The following is a 16,405-nucleotide window of genomic DNA, read 5'->3' as shown; positions in this document are numbered from 1 at the left end:
CTCAGAGGCTCACGGCCTATTTTAAGAAAAATCTGTGTTAATCAGTCTGATCCGTTCAACTCTGAGGAGTGAAACAACGATCACCGCAAGGTAATCCGTGGTCTATCCTATCCTAGTTGCCTCGGTCGGGTCCCCAACCATTATATTAATCGTCGAGACGAAACTTAATTGGAAGGTTGAACTGCACCTTCACTGCACGGCCCCGCTGCTTTCCAGGCACCCATTGGCCTGGCGCACTCATTTGCTCTACAAGACGTACAGCTTCCTCACCACAGCCTGCACCGATATCACGAACAAGGCGGATATCGCTCAGGCTCCCGTCTTTTTCTACAACGAAAGTTACGACCGTCGTGCCTTCTACACCATTCTCTTTGGCGATTGATGGGTACTGTAGGTTATCGTAAATAGCAGACAACATGGCCTCTTGCGCACACTCCTTTTTTTCCATTTTCGTAGCCAAGCTTTCGCAATCGGCCTGCATATAGCGTGGCATATCTTCTACTACCTTGAATATCTCGGCCACTTGTTGTCTTGCAGGAGGGGGAGGTGGCGGCGGCGGTGGGGGTGGGTAGTTTTCGTCTGCTTCTACTACAGGAAGGTCTTCTTCTATTTCTGCTTCCACTACAGGTAGTGGTGGCGGCGGCGGCGCATCTTCCACCACCTCTTCGTCTCTCCATTCCCGAGCGACGGCACTTTGTTGCAACATCTCCCGTGATGGCGCTATATCTGCTACCGTGATTTCCATTTCTTCCTCAACGGCTTCCTCTTCTTCTTGAGGAGTAGGAATTTCTTCTTTATCGAGTTTGAATCTAACGGGAAGATTGAACCTTACAGCAACGGATCTACCGCGTTGTAAGCCCGGATTCCAGCGGATATTTTCCTTGTTCATCTTGTGGATGACCATAGCGGCGGCGTCTCCTAAGCCCGCGCCTGGATCACGTACTACTTTAATGTTTTCTAAAGAACCATCTTTTGCAACAATAAAAGTAACGACTGCCATACCTTCCTGGCGGTTTTCTTTTGCTTGTTCAGGGTACTCCAAGTTGGAATAAACATAAGCCAATAAGGCCTCCTGCGAGCATTGCTTGCGTTCTTGCTTATCAGTCATGTCTTCGCAGCCTGGAAATTCCGGCATCTGCTCTACTACCATAAATATTTCTTCCGATGGAGGTGGAGGTGGAGGTGGCNNGACCTGCCCGATGGCCACTACAGATACCATTGAAAACAGTATCGTTAATAAGCTTAGTTTTAAGCGCATAGTTTCTTGTTTGTATGAATAATGATTCTCTTACTCCTAGTTGATTGCCAAAGATCGCGTTTCGTAACCGGTTTTGGAAAAAAATGCTGCTAAACCCTTTCTAACCAGTCTCTTTCTCTTTGAGATAGCGGTTCTATATCAATTGAAATCTCTTGATTGGGAGAAGAAAAAGTAAATGTTCCATCCATTTTACCACCCGGACTGACAATGAGTTCGCTACAAATAATATCGCCTGAAATAACACTTTCCTTTTTTAGCTGAAGTAAACCAAGAGAATGTAAGTATCCTTCAAACTCACCATAAATGATAACCTTACCTCCTTTGGAAACGATGTTGCCTTTGATGTTGCCTTTACTTACAAACGCGGCCTTTTCATCTACCAAGATAGACACGCCTTCCAGGTTCGCAGTACATACGGTAGACGCTGTAATAATAATTTCTTTTTTACCGACATCTTGCTGGGTCAATTGTTCAAAAGAGGCGTATTTGCCTTCGTTCAGGCGTTTCCAGAGGCGACGTAACATAGACTATTGTTTAAGGAAGGATTTCAGAAACACCTCTCCGTTGGCTAGGTTTGCTTTTAGATAAAATACCCCTTTCGGTAAAGTGCTTATATCAATAGTACTAATGTCCTCACCCGTTAGTAGCAAGCGCCCCCCTGCATCGAGGATCACATAACCGATAATGGATATAGAGGATGGCACATCCAGGTGAAGGAGATCACTAGCCGGATTGGGGTAAATTTTGACCTCGTCTTTGAGCGGAATATCCCCCACATTGGTCAACGAATCACAGGACAAGAAACCGGATTCGTAACTCACAGTTCCATTATTGTAGCAGACAAATTGCCCAGGGCACCCCATGGTCACCAAAAAACACGTTTCGCCAGTAAGCCCCATGCCAGTGCTTCCTATATCCTCGATAATGATGCTTTTAGTGGTACAACTTTCTATTCCTTCTTCGGGGGTAACAAAGGTCTTATACATTACGCCATTGATCTCTATTTCTTCCACTGTGATGACATAATAGGGAATTAGATGAGGCAGCATTTCATCCTCCATATAGCCCGTAATGGAAAAAAGCCTGCGATCTACCGGATCGTAAGACATGACCGTATCGCCGGCCTCTGCCTCAAAATCGTACATCAGGTAAAAGGAAGTATCCTCGTAAAAATAGACTTTGTGGTCGTTTTCCCAGACCAAGAGCGAGTCTTGTGTTAGCCAGCCCATTTCTTCATCGCTCCATTGATAACCGGTAATCCATGAGCAGTCCTTATCGTCAATAAATTGCTCGCTGGTGACGGTGTATTTGATGTGGTTGCCCTCGCAATAGACATCAAAACCTTCGTACTTCCACTCGGCGTGTAGTGGGGCGTAGGTCTTCTGGCTGTAGGTTATATTGAGTAATAAAAAGAGTGTAGCAAAGGTCAGAGATGGTTTCATAAAGCACGTTAGTTTTTCAAAAAAGAGCGTTAATAAATCGCATTTATTCAAAATAAGGAATTTCACAAATTACTGAACTATGTAAGAAACGTAAGGTCATCCAAGTTGCTAAATAAGAGATACTTGCGTGTTCCTATATGCCCCTAATATGTTTCAAACCTCATTTCTTGACTAAAGTCAATGGATCACGGATGATTACGGCTGACCTTTGAAGAAAATTACTTCTAATGAGACAGCATTTTAGTTTTTTAATCGCATTATGTTTTCTAGTCCTTACAACGGCTTCCGCCCAAACAGCTGACGAGAAAACGCCTACACCAAGGCATTTCATTGGCAGCACTTTATTTGTGTTGGCAACTCCCATCTTGTCGCCATCGCCGGAATATTATCAACTCAATTACGGTTACCGATTAAGTCCCAAGAATGTGATCTCGGTCGAGGCCATCACCTGGGCGTACCAAGGCCCTTTAGGTCGACCTTACGGACCTGACTATGATAACAAGAGCTCCAATTTTCCGGGCAAAGTAAAAGCCTTTGGAATGGGATTGGCGTACAAGCGCTTCTTATGGAAAGGTATTTACGGGCAAGTCCATGCCACAGCCTTTCGGCAAAACTATCTGGATGAAGAAGGAGATAAGATTCAACACGGGTTTCAACTTTTTACGACGCTCCGGTTTGGTTATCACTTTGAGTTATTTAAAAACCGGCTATTTATCGAGCCTTCTATCGCTGCTACAAGTTGGCCCATCAATACCAATCTTCCTGCCTCTTTTCAAGCTGAGGAAGATAAATGGAATAAGTACTTCTTGTTTGAGCCAGGATTACACTTTGGGCTAAATTTCTAAAGGCTCACTTAACCGCGAGACGCTTTCTAATTCTAGAAAGTGTCTCCGGTTTTATTCCCAGGTAACTGGCAATTTGATGCTGCGGTACCCGTTGGAGTAAGCCTGGCCGAGTGGCTTGTAATGAAAGGTATTTACCTTCTGGCGTTTTTCTGGTAAAGGCTTCCGTTTCTTCGTTTTTTTTGCCCACCATCTTCTCGAATTCTACCCGACAGATGGCCTCAAACCGAGGGAATCTTTTGTACAAGGCAGCTTCTTTTTCTGTATTGATAACCGCTACTGTCACCTTTTCCGAACAAACGAAAAAATACTTCGACGGGCTTTGGTTGGCCAGGCTGTTAAAGTCGGCAATGGAATCCCCCTCGGTATAAAGTCCTGAAGTAATTTCCTCTCCGTCTTCAATATGGTACCTTCTGATGCAGCCTTCAATGATCAAAAATGCATCTCTGGCAATTTGCCCTTCTTTCAGCAAGAAAGTACCTTTTTTGAATGTTTTGATCGGAAAACTTTGCTCAATGGCCTGCTTCTCTTCTGTGGAGAGCCCGGTCATTTGTGACAATTGTTCTACCAGTACGTGGTTCATCTATTATTCGTCTTTTGCGCCTATCCCAAAACCTGCTTATCCCCAAGGAAAGGTTGATCATATTGCCTTTCTCCGGTGGCTTTGAAAATAGCATTGGCTACGGCTCCAAAAATAGGCGGATAGGGTGGTTCTCCCATGCCTGTTGGTGCGATTTCGTTTTGCACAAAATGCACGTCAATTTCTTTAGGAGCTTCACCCATCCTGATCATGCGGTATTTATCAAAGTTACTCTTCTCCGGCGCACCATCCTTGAAGGTCAGCTCTCCGTAGAAAGCATTCCCGATACCGTCTGTGATAGCGCCTTCGGCCATGTTTTTAGCAGCATCCGGGTTCACGACGATGCCGCAATCAATAGCACAACATACTTTTTGCACCACGGGCTTGCCTTTTTCTATCGTCAGATCCAGAACGTGCGCAGCATAGGTATTATGACAAAAATACGCCGAGACGCCCCTATGGACATTCCCTTGGTTTTGCCCCCAGGCCGCTTTTTCGCGAACAAGCTCCAATACTCCGGCATAACGCTCGGCATCGTAGTCATTTTCTTCCCCAACCGGGTTGTCTTTCGCTTGTTTCAGTAAGTCGAGCCGGAATTGAATCGGATCCTTACCCGCGGCCTCGGCCACTTCATCCAGAAACGACTGTTCGGCGCCAGCCATAAAATTGGAGCGTGGTGCACGATAAGCTCCGATGGTAATATTGGAGTCAATCGACCATTCTTCTGCCAAATAATTGGCTACGGCACCAGCCGGAAAGCGATTGGCAAACAAGGGGCTTTCTGGAATACCGCCAGCCTTTACATGTAGTGCTACCAAGTTGTTGTTTTCATCCAAAGCAGCCCGGTAAGTAGCCTGGTAGGTGGGGCGATAAATACCGTTGGTCATATCGTCTTCACGCGTATAGATCAGCTTTACAGGAGCATGTACTTTTTGCGAGATCAACGCCGCTTCCACCACGTAGTGGGCATACGCTTTACGACCAAAACCACCGCCCATTCGCGGCATTTCCATAGCGATGTTCTCTGCCGGAATCCCCAGGCCAGCAGCAATGGTAGGGATGATCAATGCAGGGATTTGAATTGGCGCGGCAATCGTTGCTTTATCTCCTTCTACATGCGCAAAAGCGTTGATCGGCTCCATTGAGTTGTGTGCAAGGTAGGGCGCGGAATAACTTCTTTCAATAACCTTTGCTGCATTATCAAAAGCCGCCTGCGGGTCGCCGTCTTGGCGGACGATCTTCCCTGGTTTACTGGCTACTTCTGCTATTTGAGCCCGGTGGCTATCCGTAGATTCCAGGCCAGCGGGGGTATGCTTGGTTTCTTTTCCTCTAAATCCATTGATCGTTTCGGTAGTTGCTGTAATCGGTTTCCAAGTAGCTTTCAGTTCCTTTTTTGCCTGCATCACTTCCCAGGTAGAGTTGCCGACAATAGCGACCAGCTCAGGGAATGCATTGGTGTCAAACCCTCCCTTTTCATATCCGTCGGGGAAGCTTTTTATCGTAACGATCTCCTTGATCCCTGGCATTGCTTTCGCGGCTGCATCATCTACCGATTCCAGGGTCAGACCAAAAGCGGGTGGATGCACGATCATGGCAATCAACATTCCTTCCTTATGGTAATCCATCCCAAATAGGGACTGGCCTTGAACGATACTTTTGGCATCTACATTCTTGCGGGAGGTGCTAATGATCCTAAAATCCTTCACCTCTTTCAAGGTCACTTCTTCCGGGATGGGCAACTTTGCTGCCGCCGAAGCCATTTCTCCATACCCCGCTGAGCGGTCGCTGGCTTGATGGTGCAACATGCCAGTGGTGGTGGTCACTTCTTCCAAGGGTACTTGCCAAGCTTGAGCCGCCGCTTGCCGTAGCAGGTGCTTGGCCGATGCTCCTGCCATCCGTAGCGGTTCCCATCTTGACATGATGCCCCGACTACCGCCCGTAAACTGAAAACCGAAATTTTCAGGATGATAAGGAGCTTGTTCTACCAGCACTTTGTCCCAGTCTACATCCAATTCTTCGGCCACCAACATGGGCATCGAGGTACGAACATTTTGCCCAAATTCAGGGTTGGGCGTATAGATCGTCACCACACCGTTGTCTCCAATTTTTAGGTAAGAATTGATTTCAAACCAGGCCTCTGGCATCGCCATCACTTCTTCTTCCGTCTTCGACTGGCAAGAACTCAACCAGCTAAACCCAAGCATCATACCGCCTCCCGTCAAAGCAGCGGATTTCAAAAAAGAACGGCGACCAATGGATGTTTTAAGGGTAGTCATCTTATGCTATTTTTAATCTTTGTATTAATAATACGGGGCCTCCCCAGCTTGCACTGGGGCGCTACGTTCTGTAGCTCTCGATATAATCGGGATCGGCCCCCAGGAAAACCTGGGGTCTGGCCTAACCGGCCACTACGACACATCGCTAGGCCAAGTTTTCCACCTGCTTTGCAGGCGTGTTTACAACTATCCTACTTTCGCTGCCGTTTTTATGGCTGCTTTTATTCGGGTATAGGTGCCACAGCGGCAAATGTTACCGTGCATAGCGATGTCAATATCTTCATCGCTGGGCTTGCTGTTGTCACTCAACAGTGCAGCAGCACTCATAATTTGCCCTGCTTGGCAATAGCCGCATTGTGGCACATCATGCTCCAGCCAAGCTTGCTGAACAGGATGATCTCCCTGCTCAGAAAGCCCCTCAATAGTAGTTATCGCCTGATCGCGCACCGCAGAAACAGGGATGATACACGAACGCATCGCAACCCCATCAAGGTGAATGGTGCAAGCTCCGCACTGCGCAATCCCGCAGCCATATTTTGTTCCCACCAGATTGAGGTGATCCCGCAACACCCATAGTACCGGCGTCGCAGGGTCGACGTCCACTTGCTGGGTTTTGCCATTGATGTTTAGACTAAAATTTGCCATGTTATTATTATTTATTCCATTAGACTTGTTCGTCCGGGGAGCTTTGGTGGGAAGACGTAGCTATCTTTTGTTCCCGCAAGCGAGCAAAGTAGGAACATAGCCTTAGCTACGTGACCACTTTGGTTGCGAAGTGGGAGCAGAAGAGAGCAAGTCAGCCCCCAAATGTTCCCGGATGAATAAGTCTATTATTAAACGGTTGATCATAAAAGCGCTTTCCTTTTGCTTGGTACAAAGCGTTGGCCAAAGCTCCAAAGACTGGAGGGAAAGCTGGTTCCCCTAATCCCGTAGGGTCAATGTCATTTTCTACAAAGTGAAGGTCTATTTTTCGCGGTGCTTCCGACATCCGAATCATGTGATATTGATGAAAGTTGTTTTTCTCCGGCTTACCGTCTTTAAAGGTGAGTTCACCGTACAGCGCATTTCCTATGCCGTCCACAATAGCACCTTCTGATAAATTGGTTGCTGCATCCGGATTTATCACGATACCACAATCAATGGCACAGCATACCCTCTCCACAATAGGCTGGCCATTGTCTATTTTTAGATCTAGGACCTGTGCAGCATAGGAGTTATGACAGTAGTAAGCCGCGACTCCACGGTGCGTACCAGCAGAGGAGGGATCGTCCCAACCTGATTTATCCCGCACCAATTCCAATACCCCAGCATAACGGGCGGCATCATAGTCATTGTTTTCTCCCACGGGGTTTTCCTTGGCTCGTTTGAGTAATGCTAAACGAAAATCAATAGGGTCTTTCCCCATCGCTTCAGCTATTTCATCTAGAAAAGACTGTTCGGCACAAGCAATAAAATTCGAGCGGGGTGCACGAAAAGAGCCAATAGTGATATTGGAATTTACAGTCCAACTTTCGGCAAGATAATTATCGACGGCTCCTGCAGGGAATCTGTTTGCGTACAATGGGCTTTCAGGTATCCCGCCAGCACTGATGTGTATGCCCGTGAGTTTGTTGTCTGCGTCTATGGCTGCCCGGTAGGTCGCCTGATAAGCAGGACGATAGATCCCCCCTGTCATGTCATCTTCCCGAGTGTAAATCAGTTTCACAGGGGCATGCATTTTTTGAGAGATGAGTGCTGCCTCCACCGCCCAATGCGCATAAGAGCGTCGTCCATATCCTCCTCCTAGTCGTGGCAACTGGATGTTGATAGCTTCCACGGGCAAGCCCAATCGGGCGGATAGCGTTTGTTCTGTCAGTTCTGCTTTTTGTAAAGGCCCAATCAGTTCTGCTTTTTCTGCTGTTACATGCGCAAAGAAATTCATCGGCTCCATACAGTTGTGGGCAAGAAATGGAGCAGTATAGGTTCGTTCAATAGTTTTTGCTGCGTTCTTAAAAGCGGCCTCTGGATCTCCATCTTTGCGAGCAACTTGCTTTGGCTGAGCAGCTTTTTCTGCCATCTTCGCCCGGTGGTCACTAGAACTCTCCAAGCCAGCAGGAATAGTAAACACCTCTTTGGGTCTACCATAGGGCGTTCGGTTTTCCGTATAAGTCTCAAAAGGTTCCCACTCAATAGTAATTGCCTTTTTGGCATTCATGACCTCCCAGGTGGTGTTGCCTACAATAGCAACAACTTCCAGAAAGGTACAGGTATCAAAGTGTTGTCGGTCAAAATCGTCGGCCAAGACCTTTATTGTGAAAACATCCTGAATTCCCGGCATCAACCTAACTGCGGAATCATCAACTGATTTGAATTTCATCCCAAAAGCGGGAGGGTGGACAATCATCGCGATTAACATACCTTCCTTATTGGTATCTATGCTAAACAATGGCTGGCCGGTTACAATTTTTCTGGCATCTACATTCTTACGGGAAGTGCCAATAATTTTAAACTCCTGTACTTCTTTTAGCTGTACTTCATCAGGTACGGGCACCTTGGCTGCAGCAGCAGCCATTTCGCCATACGTCGTCGATTGCCCACTTTGCTGGTGCTGCAAAATGCCAGCTTCTGTAGTGACCTCGGCCAGAGGTACCTGCCAAGCTTGAGCCGCCGCCTCACGAAGCATGTGTCGCGCCGAAGCACCTGCCATCCTCAGTCCTCCCCAACCATGTCGTATCGCCTGGCTACCACCAATAAACTGGCGGCTGTATAATTTGGTATTCAATGGGGCTTGTTCTACGATGACATCCTTCCAGTCGACATCCAGCTCCTCGGCCACAATCATGGGCATGGAGGTCTTGACATTTTGCCCGCCTTCGGGGTTGGGAGACAAAATAATGACCTGCCCGTTGTCTCCAATTTTCAGATAGCCATTGAAATTGAACCACTCTTCTGGAGGACTTGTAGCGTCTTTTTTTGAGGAGGATTCACAAGCAGTAAACCAACAAAAATGAAGCATCATTCCCCCTCCGGCGATGGCGGTAGTTTTTAGAAAAGACCGTCTGTTAAAGGAAGTTTTTACGATTGCCATTTTGTTGTTTTAATAAATCGAAAATACACTTTATCTGGTAGTTTTCATTGATCGTCCTAATTGCCTAGGAGTTTAGCTTACCAAAAACCTTGGACATGTTTTCTTTATCGACAGCCTCCATGTCAATCAATTTTAATGACTTGACCATGTCGAGCGTCGCCCTTTTGTAGTGCTTAAAATGAGGCGTTTGCAGATGCGACTCGTACGCTTCCCTACTGGCATAGACTTCTACAATAATGATGTTTGTTGCCTTCTCTTTTGGAAACATCGGGAAAATGGAGATCACTCCTGGCTCCAACCGAATGGATGCCTCTGATTCTTCTTTCAGGATGGCGATGTATTCCTCCAGATAAGCGGAGTCTATTTCAATGTCTGCTATTCTCACCATCATTTCGTCGGTATTGGCTGGTGATATGCTGCTTGCATCGCCGGGAGAAGAAATACACGATACCAAGCCGAAAAACAGGATAACTAAACCACCTTTTACCAAGATAGCAATTTTCAAAAAGAAATGGTTGTTGAAATTCATTTTAACCAAAGGCATTTTTTGCTTTTTTCGGAAAGAATAACGATTGATAAGCAAATCCAACGCTGATTACCGCATCTTAATTTAACAACTTTGTAAAGGAAAGAGACGCTAATTTCCATTCACTTTCTTGTCGTTTATACACCTCCGTTACCATAAAAGGATTGGTCACTTCATTACCTCCAACGACCGCCAGTAGCGTTATTCTATTCAATAAAATGGCGGTATCATCAATGATGTTTACGGATACTTCATGAATGTCGGCCTGCTTGTAGTGAATGCCTCCGCTTTGAATGATATCAAGTTCTTTTTCTTTTCCCCAACTTCCTCCCATGTGTACGAAGACCGCATTATCATGAAAGAGATCGGTAAGGACATCTACCTTTTTTTCGGCCATCCACAACCATTTCTCTTTTGAGAGTTCTATGACTTCCTGTGCTGCGACACTACTGATATTGTTGATGTTCTTGTATTCATCCTCTGTTAATGGTTCCAGCCATTGTGTTGGTTGGTTTCCTGTGATTGCAAGATAGGCAAACTCGCTATCTGGGGTTGCAGCATGCCAATGCTCCACGCCGGGGAGACATTTGATGACCTCGCCTTTATGAACAACTTGCACTGGCTTGTCTCTTTCCTGGTAGTAGCCAATGCCCTCTGTGATGAGTAACTGCTGCCCGGCAGGATGAAGATGCCAATCTAGTTTGGCTCCAGGAGCAAAAGTTGCAAGGGTCAGGTTATATGCAAAAGTCGCATCGGCATTACTTACATGATAAAGCCAAACATCTCCAGTATGATGAACGTTGGGGGCTTTTTCTCCTTTCGGGAAAAGAGGTGTTTCTTGAGCTATTACTGTGGTGGTAAGCGCGGCTAGCAATAAAAAAGAATAGGCTATTTGTTTCATTGTTTTTTCTTTGTTGTACAAAGATCATTGTAAAAACCTGTATCTGTGTTATACAGATTACGGGTTTAGCTACCAATATTGCTGATCAGCGACAAGCTTGTTGGTTAACAGCAAAATAAAACGGTAAATTTGAAGAGGATAAACAAGAAAAGGGATGGATAACCTAATTCGGTTTGAGACCGTCAGCGATTACAACGCCTTTAACAATGCGGAGACCTTGCATCCGCTGGTGAGTGTGATTGATCTCGCAAACGCAAACCCAAGACATGCTTACAATATGTATTTTGGCTTCTACACCGTCTTTCTGAAAGAGGTAAAGTGTGGTGATTTGCGCTACGGAAAAAACACCTACGATTATCAGGAAGGGACCTTGGTATTTATCGGCTCTGGGCAGGTCGTTAGCGTAGAGCACACCGGCGAAAAGTATCAGCCAAAAGGCTATGCGCTGGTTTTTCATCCCGATCTAATTCGTGGTACCTCACTGGGCACTAACATCCAGGATTATACCTTCTTTGGTTATCATTCTAATGAAGCACTCCATATCTCTGAACGGGAAAGGAAAATCGTCAAAGACTGTCTTGCCAAGATCGAGTTTGAGCTAGAACATGGTATTGACAAGCACAGCAAAAGGCTTGTGGTATCAAATATAGAAATGCTATTGAATTATTGCATCCGATTTTACGACCGTCAATTCATTACCCGAGACGATATTCATAAAGGCGTTTTAGAAAGGTTTGAGCATTTGTTGAATAATTATTTCCAAACCGATCGGCCGCAGTCTCTTGGCTTACCATCAGTAGCTTGGTGCGCCAGCGAATTAAATTTTTCCGCCAGCTACTTTGGTGATCTCGTGAAGAAAGAAACCGGTAGAACAGCTCAGGAATACATACAGGCTAAAGTGATTGATATGGCCAAGGAAAGGATATTTGACCAAAGTAAATCCATTAGTGAAATTGCTTACGAATTGGGCTTTAAGTACCCACAGCATTTTACCCGGCTCTTCAAGCAAAAAACAGGAATATCCCCAACGGAGTATCGGGCTTTGAATTAACTTAACGTGTGGTTTGCTCACCCTGAAAAACGAGTAACTATTTTATGTTCGCTTTACGATTATTTGCTCTTCTCTAAACCCCTCAATAAGCGTGTTTAGGAGGTCTTCCTCCTCTGTTTTTGTCTCTAAAGATTTAAAGGAAATATAGTAGTATTCAGCCAATGAAATTTTAAAAAGTATACCTGTTTTGGAAACCAAACACTTTCGCATATTACTAAATGCATGCGTTTTAACCAATTTGTCATAAGTGATTTTTAAAGTATCCTTTGAAATATCAAAGAGCAGATCCTTATTAAAAATGATCTCTTTTTCCTTTTTCTTTACCCATCGCTTCACTCTATTTGGGTATTTGATTATTTCTAACAAGCCAATTACCATCGCAGGCAGACCAATTAATCTGTTTTCCTCATTCAACAGATAAACAAACATGCCAACCATTACGAATGTAATAGCTACAAATAATTCATTTCTACCCAGGAATGTAAAATTGAATGAAGACTTTGCGTGTTCTTCCAGTAAGCTTCGGCTTTGTTTTTGGTTAATTACGAATTTCATCATTGTTTAGTTGCATGTGCAATATGGGATACGGCTTACCAGTCCCATCCAGTGCCGAGCGGCTATAGGTTTTGAAACCAAATTTTTCGTAAAAGCCTAGAGCTTGTTTGTTGTCTTCATTAACATCCACCTTCGTTACCTCCTGTTCATTGATTGCGTATGTTAAGAGTAGTTTTCCTATACCATTCCCCCGCTCATCAGGGTGAATAAACAGCATTTCCAGGTTGTTTTCTGCTACACCACTGAATCCAATGATCTCTCCATCCTTGTTTTTTACACACCTCAGCTCTACCGCATCCAGGTAGGTATTCAAAATTAAGGGTTTGAAATACGCAATATCCTCTTCTTTGAGGAAATGATGCGTAGCTCTAACAGATAGCTCCCAAACGTCGACGACTTCTTGGTATGCTGATTTTTCTATGCTTTCTATTTGGTAATTCATTTCAGACAGCTTCTATAACCAATTATTGACCACCCAGAACAAGATCAGGAAAAAGACAGTACAAACAATCAGTTGCATATATGCTTCTTGGCTGAGTGGTGTTTTATTTAAGATCACTATTCCACTTAAAAATGTGATAAAACAGATAAGTGCTGCGTATTTGCCTAGTAAATTCAAATCATTATCAAGCCGATCAGTATAATCCATTCTATACGTTTTAAGGGCTGTAACTGATTTAAAAACAGGGCTGTAATCGAAAACTACTTCGCTTTCGTCACCATAAAAAGAGTATACATTATCGGTACTAAAACGAAATCCTTTTTGTGTGTAATGGGTAGCTCCTGTGTTAAATCCCAACGGCGTCTTCCAAACTGTTTCTATTACGAAATCCGTTGTTGTTCTTTTCGGTAAAACATAGAAGTCGACTACGTACAATACAGAAATAAAAAGTAATAATTGGTATACCTTTCTCGAAAAACGTACAACACTTTCCCTCATCATCGGATAATGATATTGAAGTGGAGCTAGTTTGTTGTCTTTGATTAGATCCGTAATTAGTTGCAGTACCTCTTCTCCATCTGCGATTCTCTCAAACGAGGTATGATCTCTTCTTTTTCCGGTTACAAAATCAATGGTCTTGATTCTCGTTTCATTGTGATTTGGAAACAACAAACTAGTCGTATTGTCTTGATAGTTGATTGGTGATATTGATATCACTTTAGAAAGAGGAATTGCCGCTATTTTTTTTAAAACGAGGTAGTCAAATCTAATGAGCAGGTAGTTAGAAGTGACGGCGTACCTGATCCGCTTGTTCGACTTGTTTCTTAATAATTCAAAAACAAAGATCAAGCCGATTCCTGTTAGAATAAAGGGTAAAGCGGCCACTAGTCCATCTTCTCCATAGATCGCTCTTGCGATGACAAATAGTACCATTAAATAAATGATAAAATTAGACGACGCTCCCATCATCACATCATGATAGGGCCCAATTTCTAAAAGACGAATAGACATGTCTACTTGAGGGTTACCCTCCCAGAAGATTTTTTCATTACTTCTAACATATTTACCCCACACAGGGTGGGTTTCTTCGTCTAGTAGGTTGTCATATCTACTGTCCATATTCAAGTCGCATTAAGCACATTGAATGTAGTTTGGAATCTGATCAGCAAAGTTCTTAAAGCTCACTTTGAAGATGGTTTTATCTCGTCTTTTACTCTTTCGAGAAACTCAGCCAAAGAGGTAGGCTTCTTGCCTGTAATTCTGTAAAAATCATCTGTAATTTCAGGTTCCCCTTGTATTCTCGGTAAGAAATGAAGCATGGTCATCACCAAAGCGAAACCGTGCGTAATTCCTTCTTTTCTCTTTCTGAAGTAGAAACTCAGTGGGTTCTTACTTTTGAACGTAATATCCACTCCTGTAACCTTACTCATTAGGTCCGCTACCTCTTGAAAGTGTTTGTTTTCTTCCCCTGTTATGATGTAAGCATTATTATGATGTTCCTCAAATGATTTAATCAGTACAGCGGTGGCTTCTCCAATGTTTTTTACGTCAATCCAGTTGAATTTAGCTTGCGCCGAAGGCAGGGTAATCGTTTGGTTTTTTAGTATTTCAGGAAGAAGGGTTGTTGTCAGGTTTTGCATGAAATAGCTAGGGCGTACAAAAATGTATCTGAAGCCCAACGATTTAATAAGCCTTTCGATCTTATTATGAGGAATCACGGTGCTTTTTTCTGCCCCTTGCACCGATAAGAATACAACTTTATCGATGCCATTCTCTTTAGCAGATAATAAAAGAGGTCGAAAAACGGCTTCCACTTGTGAAATAGGAGGTGGTCGAAGTAAAAAGAGGATGTCAACATTTTCAAATGCTGTATCAAATAACTCCTCGTTCTCAAAATCAAACGGCCTATAGCTTAAGTTTTGAACGGAAGGAAATTTCTTTTTAGCGGTTTCAACATTTCGGACAGCAGCAATTATTTCAGATGCTTGATCCAATTCACAGAGATAGTGAATTACTTCTCTCCCTATATTACCTGTTGCTCCTGTTACGAGTATCCTTTTCATTTCCTCTTTTACCAATTAAAGGCTAGTGACCTGCCGAATACGCTCATCACCTTGCCCCCTCCACATTTTCTTCCAACTCATTAAGCTGTTTGGTCAGTTCAGCCAGTCGAGCGTAGGCATCATCGCCTGGGCGTTGGTCGGCGCCGCGTAGCATATAGCCCAAGTACCCGATTTGATCAAGTAATTTTGGTTGGGGGTAGATCATGTCTTTTTCTGTCTGCAACTGTGGTAAAGCTCTGCTCAACGCTTCCGCATAGGCTTTCTGACTACTATCTTCGTTGGCTATTTTTAGTGCTTTCTCCCAGGCTTGTTCCAGTTTACGGGCACGGGTAAGAAGGTTGGTAATTTCTGTGGTCAATGCGTATTGGGCCTTCATGTCGGCAACCGAGACACCAGTCCCTATGACCCTGGGGTCAGGTAATAGATAAAACTGCTGACTCGATTCCCATTTTCCTACTTTCATGGTAACGGTATACTCGCCGGGGGGTACCAGTGCGCCATTGCGATATGCCCTGTTTTTGTTGGCCGACCATGGCCCGCGTGCCTGCATATCCCAGCGGTAACGCTGCAAGCCAGGTTTGGCACTCAAGGCCCTGGTGATCAAATACTCTTGCTGGTTGAGGCCCATGTTTTCGACCAACTCCCGACTGGCTTTGATGCTATCACTGGCCAAAGTCGTTATCCAGGCACCATCCGGGCCGGAAATCTGTAGTTCAACCGGAGCTTTGCTTCCTTTTGGTACAAAATAATCCACCCATAGCCCTGGGCTCGTATACTCCAAATCCTCATTATTACTACGTCCCATTGGGGAACGATGACGAATAGTGGTGGGAATGGTAAACAGATATGGCTCGCCGGCCAAATCAGCCAAAGCTTCATCATGGAGAATGCGCACATTATCCATGATCCAGAAGCCGCGCCCCATCGTTGATAAAACCAAATCTCCTTGATGGATTTTGATATCGGTGATTGGCGTCACCGGAAGGTTTTGTTGAAAAGATTTCCAGGTCTGGCCATCGTCCATAGATAGGAACATCCCAAATTCTGTACCGGCATACAAAACGCCTGCTCGTTCAGGGTCTTCTCTGACGACCCGCGTGGGAAAATCTTGTGGAATACCGCTCTTGGGGCCGCTAAGCAGTGTCCACGATTTTCCGTAATCATTGGTACGATAAAGGTACGGTCGCCAGTCACCCAACTGATATCGTAATACCGCAATGTAAGCCTTCGCTGCATCGTGTGGCGAAGGTTCCACTGCGTCTACTCGTCCGCCTTTGGGCAAAGAGGCCGGTGTAACATTTTGCCAACTGTCACCATTGTCGCGTGTAAGATGGACGGGCCCATCATTGGCACCCACCCAAATGACACCTGCCGCAACCGGCGATTCCCGAATAGCGTAGAT

The 16,405-nt window shown here is 44.7% G+C and carries 16 protein-coding genes and 1 pseudogene; 2 read left to right on the top strand and 15 right to left on the bottom strand.

Annotated features, from left to right (window positions below; all coding sequences use genetic code 11):
* Nucleotides 1-145 precede the first annotated feature (145 nt).
* From ACRBG0_RS08230 to ACRBG0_RS08220, 3 genes are all read right to left on the bottom strand, one after another.
* A complete protein-coding gene (locus ACRBG0_RS08230) occupies nucleotides 146-1,108 on the bottom strand; it encodes an energy transducer TonB (RefSeq protein WP_431486463.1) in 963 nt (320 codons plus the stop codon).
* 239 nt (nucleotides 1,109-1,347) lie between these two features.
* Nucleotides 1,348-1,782 carry a polymer-forming cytoskeletal protein gene (locus ACRBG0_RS08225; protein WP_431486423.1) on the bottom strand — a complete coding sequence of 145 codons (435 nt, stop codon included), beginning with the start codon at nucleotides 1,780-1,782 and terminating at the stop codon, nucleotides 1,348-1,350.
* Between the two features lie 3 nt (nucleotides 1,783-1,785).
* Nucleotides 1,786-2,700: a T9SS type A sorting domain-containing protein gene (locus ACRBG0_RS08220; protein ID WP_431486422.1), complete on the bottom strand. Its 915-nt coding sequence runs from the start codon at nucleotides 2,698-2,700 to the stop codon at nucleotides 1,786-1,788.
* A gap of 227 nt (nucleotides 2,701-2,927) precedes the next feature.
* Here ACRBG0_RS08220 and ACRBG0_RS08215 point away from each other — a divergent pair, with 227 nt between their 5' ends.
* Complete coding sequence (locus tag ACRBG0_RS08215) at nucleotides 2,928-3,545, top strand: hypothetical protein (RefSeq protein WP_431486421.1); 618 nt, start codon at nucleotides 2,928-2,930, stop codon at nucleotides 3,543-3,545.
* Between the two features lie 4 nt (nucleotides 3,546-3,549).
* On the opposite strand, the gene ACRBG0_RS08210 is transcribed toward ACRBG0_RS08215, so the two are convergent.
* The 7 genes and pseudogenes from ACRBG0_RS08210 to ACRBG0_RS08180 form a co-directional block, all read right to left on the bottom strand.
* Nucleotides 3,550-4,125 (bottom strand): Crp/Fnr family transcriptional regulator, encoded by a 576-nt coding sequence (locus ACRBG0_RS08210; protein WP_431486420.1) that lies wholly within the window; start codon nucleotides 4,123-4,125, stop codon nucleotides 3,550-3,552.
* Between the two features lie 20 nt (nucleotides 4,126-4,145).
* Nucleotides 4,146-6,398 (bottom strand): molybdopterin cofactor-binding domain-containing protein, encoded by a 2,253-nt coding sequence (locus ACRBG0_RS08205; RefSeq protein WP_431486419.1) that lies wholly within the window; start codon nucleotides 6,396-6,398, stop codon nucleotides 4,146-4,148.
* 186 nt (nucleotides 6,399-6,584) lie between these two features.
* Nucleotides 6,585-7,043 (bottom strand): (2Fe-2S)-binding protein, encoded by a 459-nt coding sequence (locus ACRBG0_RS08200; RefSeq protein ID WP_431486418.1) that lies wholly within the window; start codon nucleotides 7,041-7,043, stop codon nucleotides 6,585-6,587.
* Between the two features lie 151 nt (nucleotides 7,044-7,194).
* Complete coding sequence (locus ACRBG0_RS08195) at nucleotides 7,195-9,465, bottom strand: molybdopterin cofactor-binding domain-containing protein (RefSeq protein ID WP_431486417.1); 2,271 nt, start codon at nucleotides 9,463-9,465, stop codon at nucleotides 7,195-7,197.
* Nucleotides 9,466-9,529: 64 nt separating this feature from the next.
* On the bottom strand, nucleotides 9,530-9,994 hold the full coding sequence (locus ACRBG0_RS08190) for a putative quinol monooxygenase (RefSeq protein WP_431486416.1): 465 nt from the start codon (nucleotides 9,992-9,994) through the stop codon (nucleotides 9,530-9,532).
* A gap of 76 nt (nucleotides 9,995-10,070) precedes the next feature.
* Nucleotides 10,071-10,487 carry a nuclear transport factor 2 family protein gene (locus ACRBG0_RS08185; RefSeq protein WP_431486462.1) on the bottom strand — a complete coding sequence of 139 codons (417 nt, stop codon included), beginning with the start codon at nucleotides 10,485-10,487 and terminating at the stop codon, nucleotides 10,071-10,073.
* A gap of 36 nt (nucleotides 10,488-10,523) precedes the next feature.
* Nucleotides 10,524-10,892: pseudogene (locus ACRBG0_RS08180) on the bottom strand (cupin domain-containing protein); the annotation flags it as partial.
* Between the two features lie 154 nt (nucleotides 10,893-11,046).
* Here ACRBG0_RS08180 and ACRBG0_RS08175 point away from each other — a divergent pair.
* Nucleotides 11,047-11,943: a helix-turn-helix domain-containing protein gene (locus ACRBG0_RS08175; protein WP_431486415.1), complete on the top strand. Its 897-nt coding sequence runs from the start codon at nucleotides 11,047-11,049 to the stop codon at nucleotides 11,941-11,943.
* Nucleotides 11,944-11,985: 42 nt separating this feature from the next.
* Here ACRBG0_RS08175 and ACRBG0_RS08170 read toward each other — a convergent pair whose 3' ends face one another.
* The 5 genes from ACRBG0_RS08170 to ACRBG0_RS08150 form a co-directional block, all read right to left on the bottom strand.
* Nucleotides 11,986-12,501, bottom strand: coding sequence for a hypothetical protein (locus ACRBG0_RS08170; RefSeq protein WP_431486414.1), 516 nt, complete (start codon nucleotides 12,499-12,501; stop codon nucleotides 11,986-11,988).
* A complete protein-coding gene (locus tag ACRBG0_RS08165; protein ID WP_431486413.1) occupies nucleotides 12,482-12,940 on the bottom strand; it encodes a GNAT family N-acetyltransferase in 459 nt (152 codons plus the stop codon). Before ACRBG0_RS08165 ends, ACRBG0_RS08170 begins: the two co-directional genes overlap by 20 nt.
* A gap of 12 nt (nucleotides 12,941-12,952) precedes the next feature.
* Nucleotides 12,953-14,059 carry a hypothetical protein gene (locus ACRBG0_RS08160; protein WP_431486412.1) on the bottom strand — a complete coding sequence of 369 codons (1,107 nt, stop codon included), beginning with the start codon at nucleotides 14,057-14,059 and terminating at the stop codon, nucleotides 12,953-12,955.
* A gap of 62 nt (nucleotides 14,060-14,121) precedes the next feature.
* Nucleotides 14,122-15,018, bottom strand: coding sequence for an NmrA family NAD(P)-binding protein (locus ACRBG0_RS08155; RefSeq protein WP_431486411.1), 897 nt, complete (start codon nucleotides 15,016-15,018; stop codon nucleotides 14,122-14,124).
* 31 nt (nucleotides 15,019-15,049) lie between these two features.
* Nucleotides 15,050-16,405: WD40/YVTN/BNR-like repeat-containing protein (locus ACRBG0_RS08150; protein ID WP_431486410.1), on the bottom strand; the 1,356-nt coding region annotated here is incomplete at its 5' end.

Origin of the sequence: Lewinella sp. (assembly GCF_050633125.1) — a bacterium.
Classification (GTDB): Bacteria; Bacteroidota; Bacteroidia; order Chitinophagales; family Saprospiraceae; genus Lewinella.
Note: the sequence above shows the minus strand (reverse complement) of the source record. Positions and strands in the feature narration are given on the sequence as shown.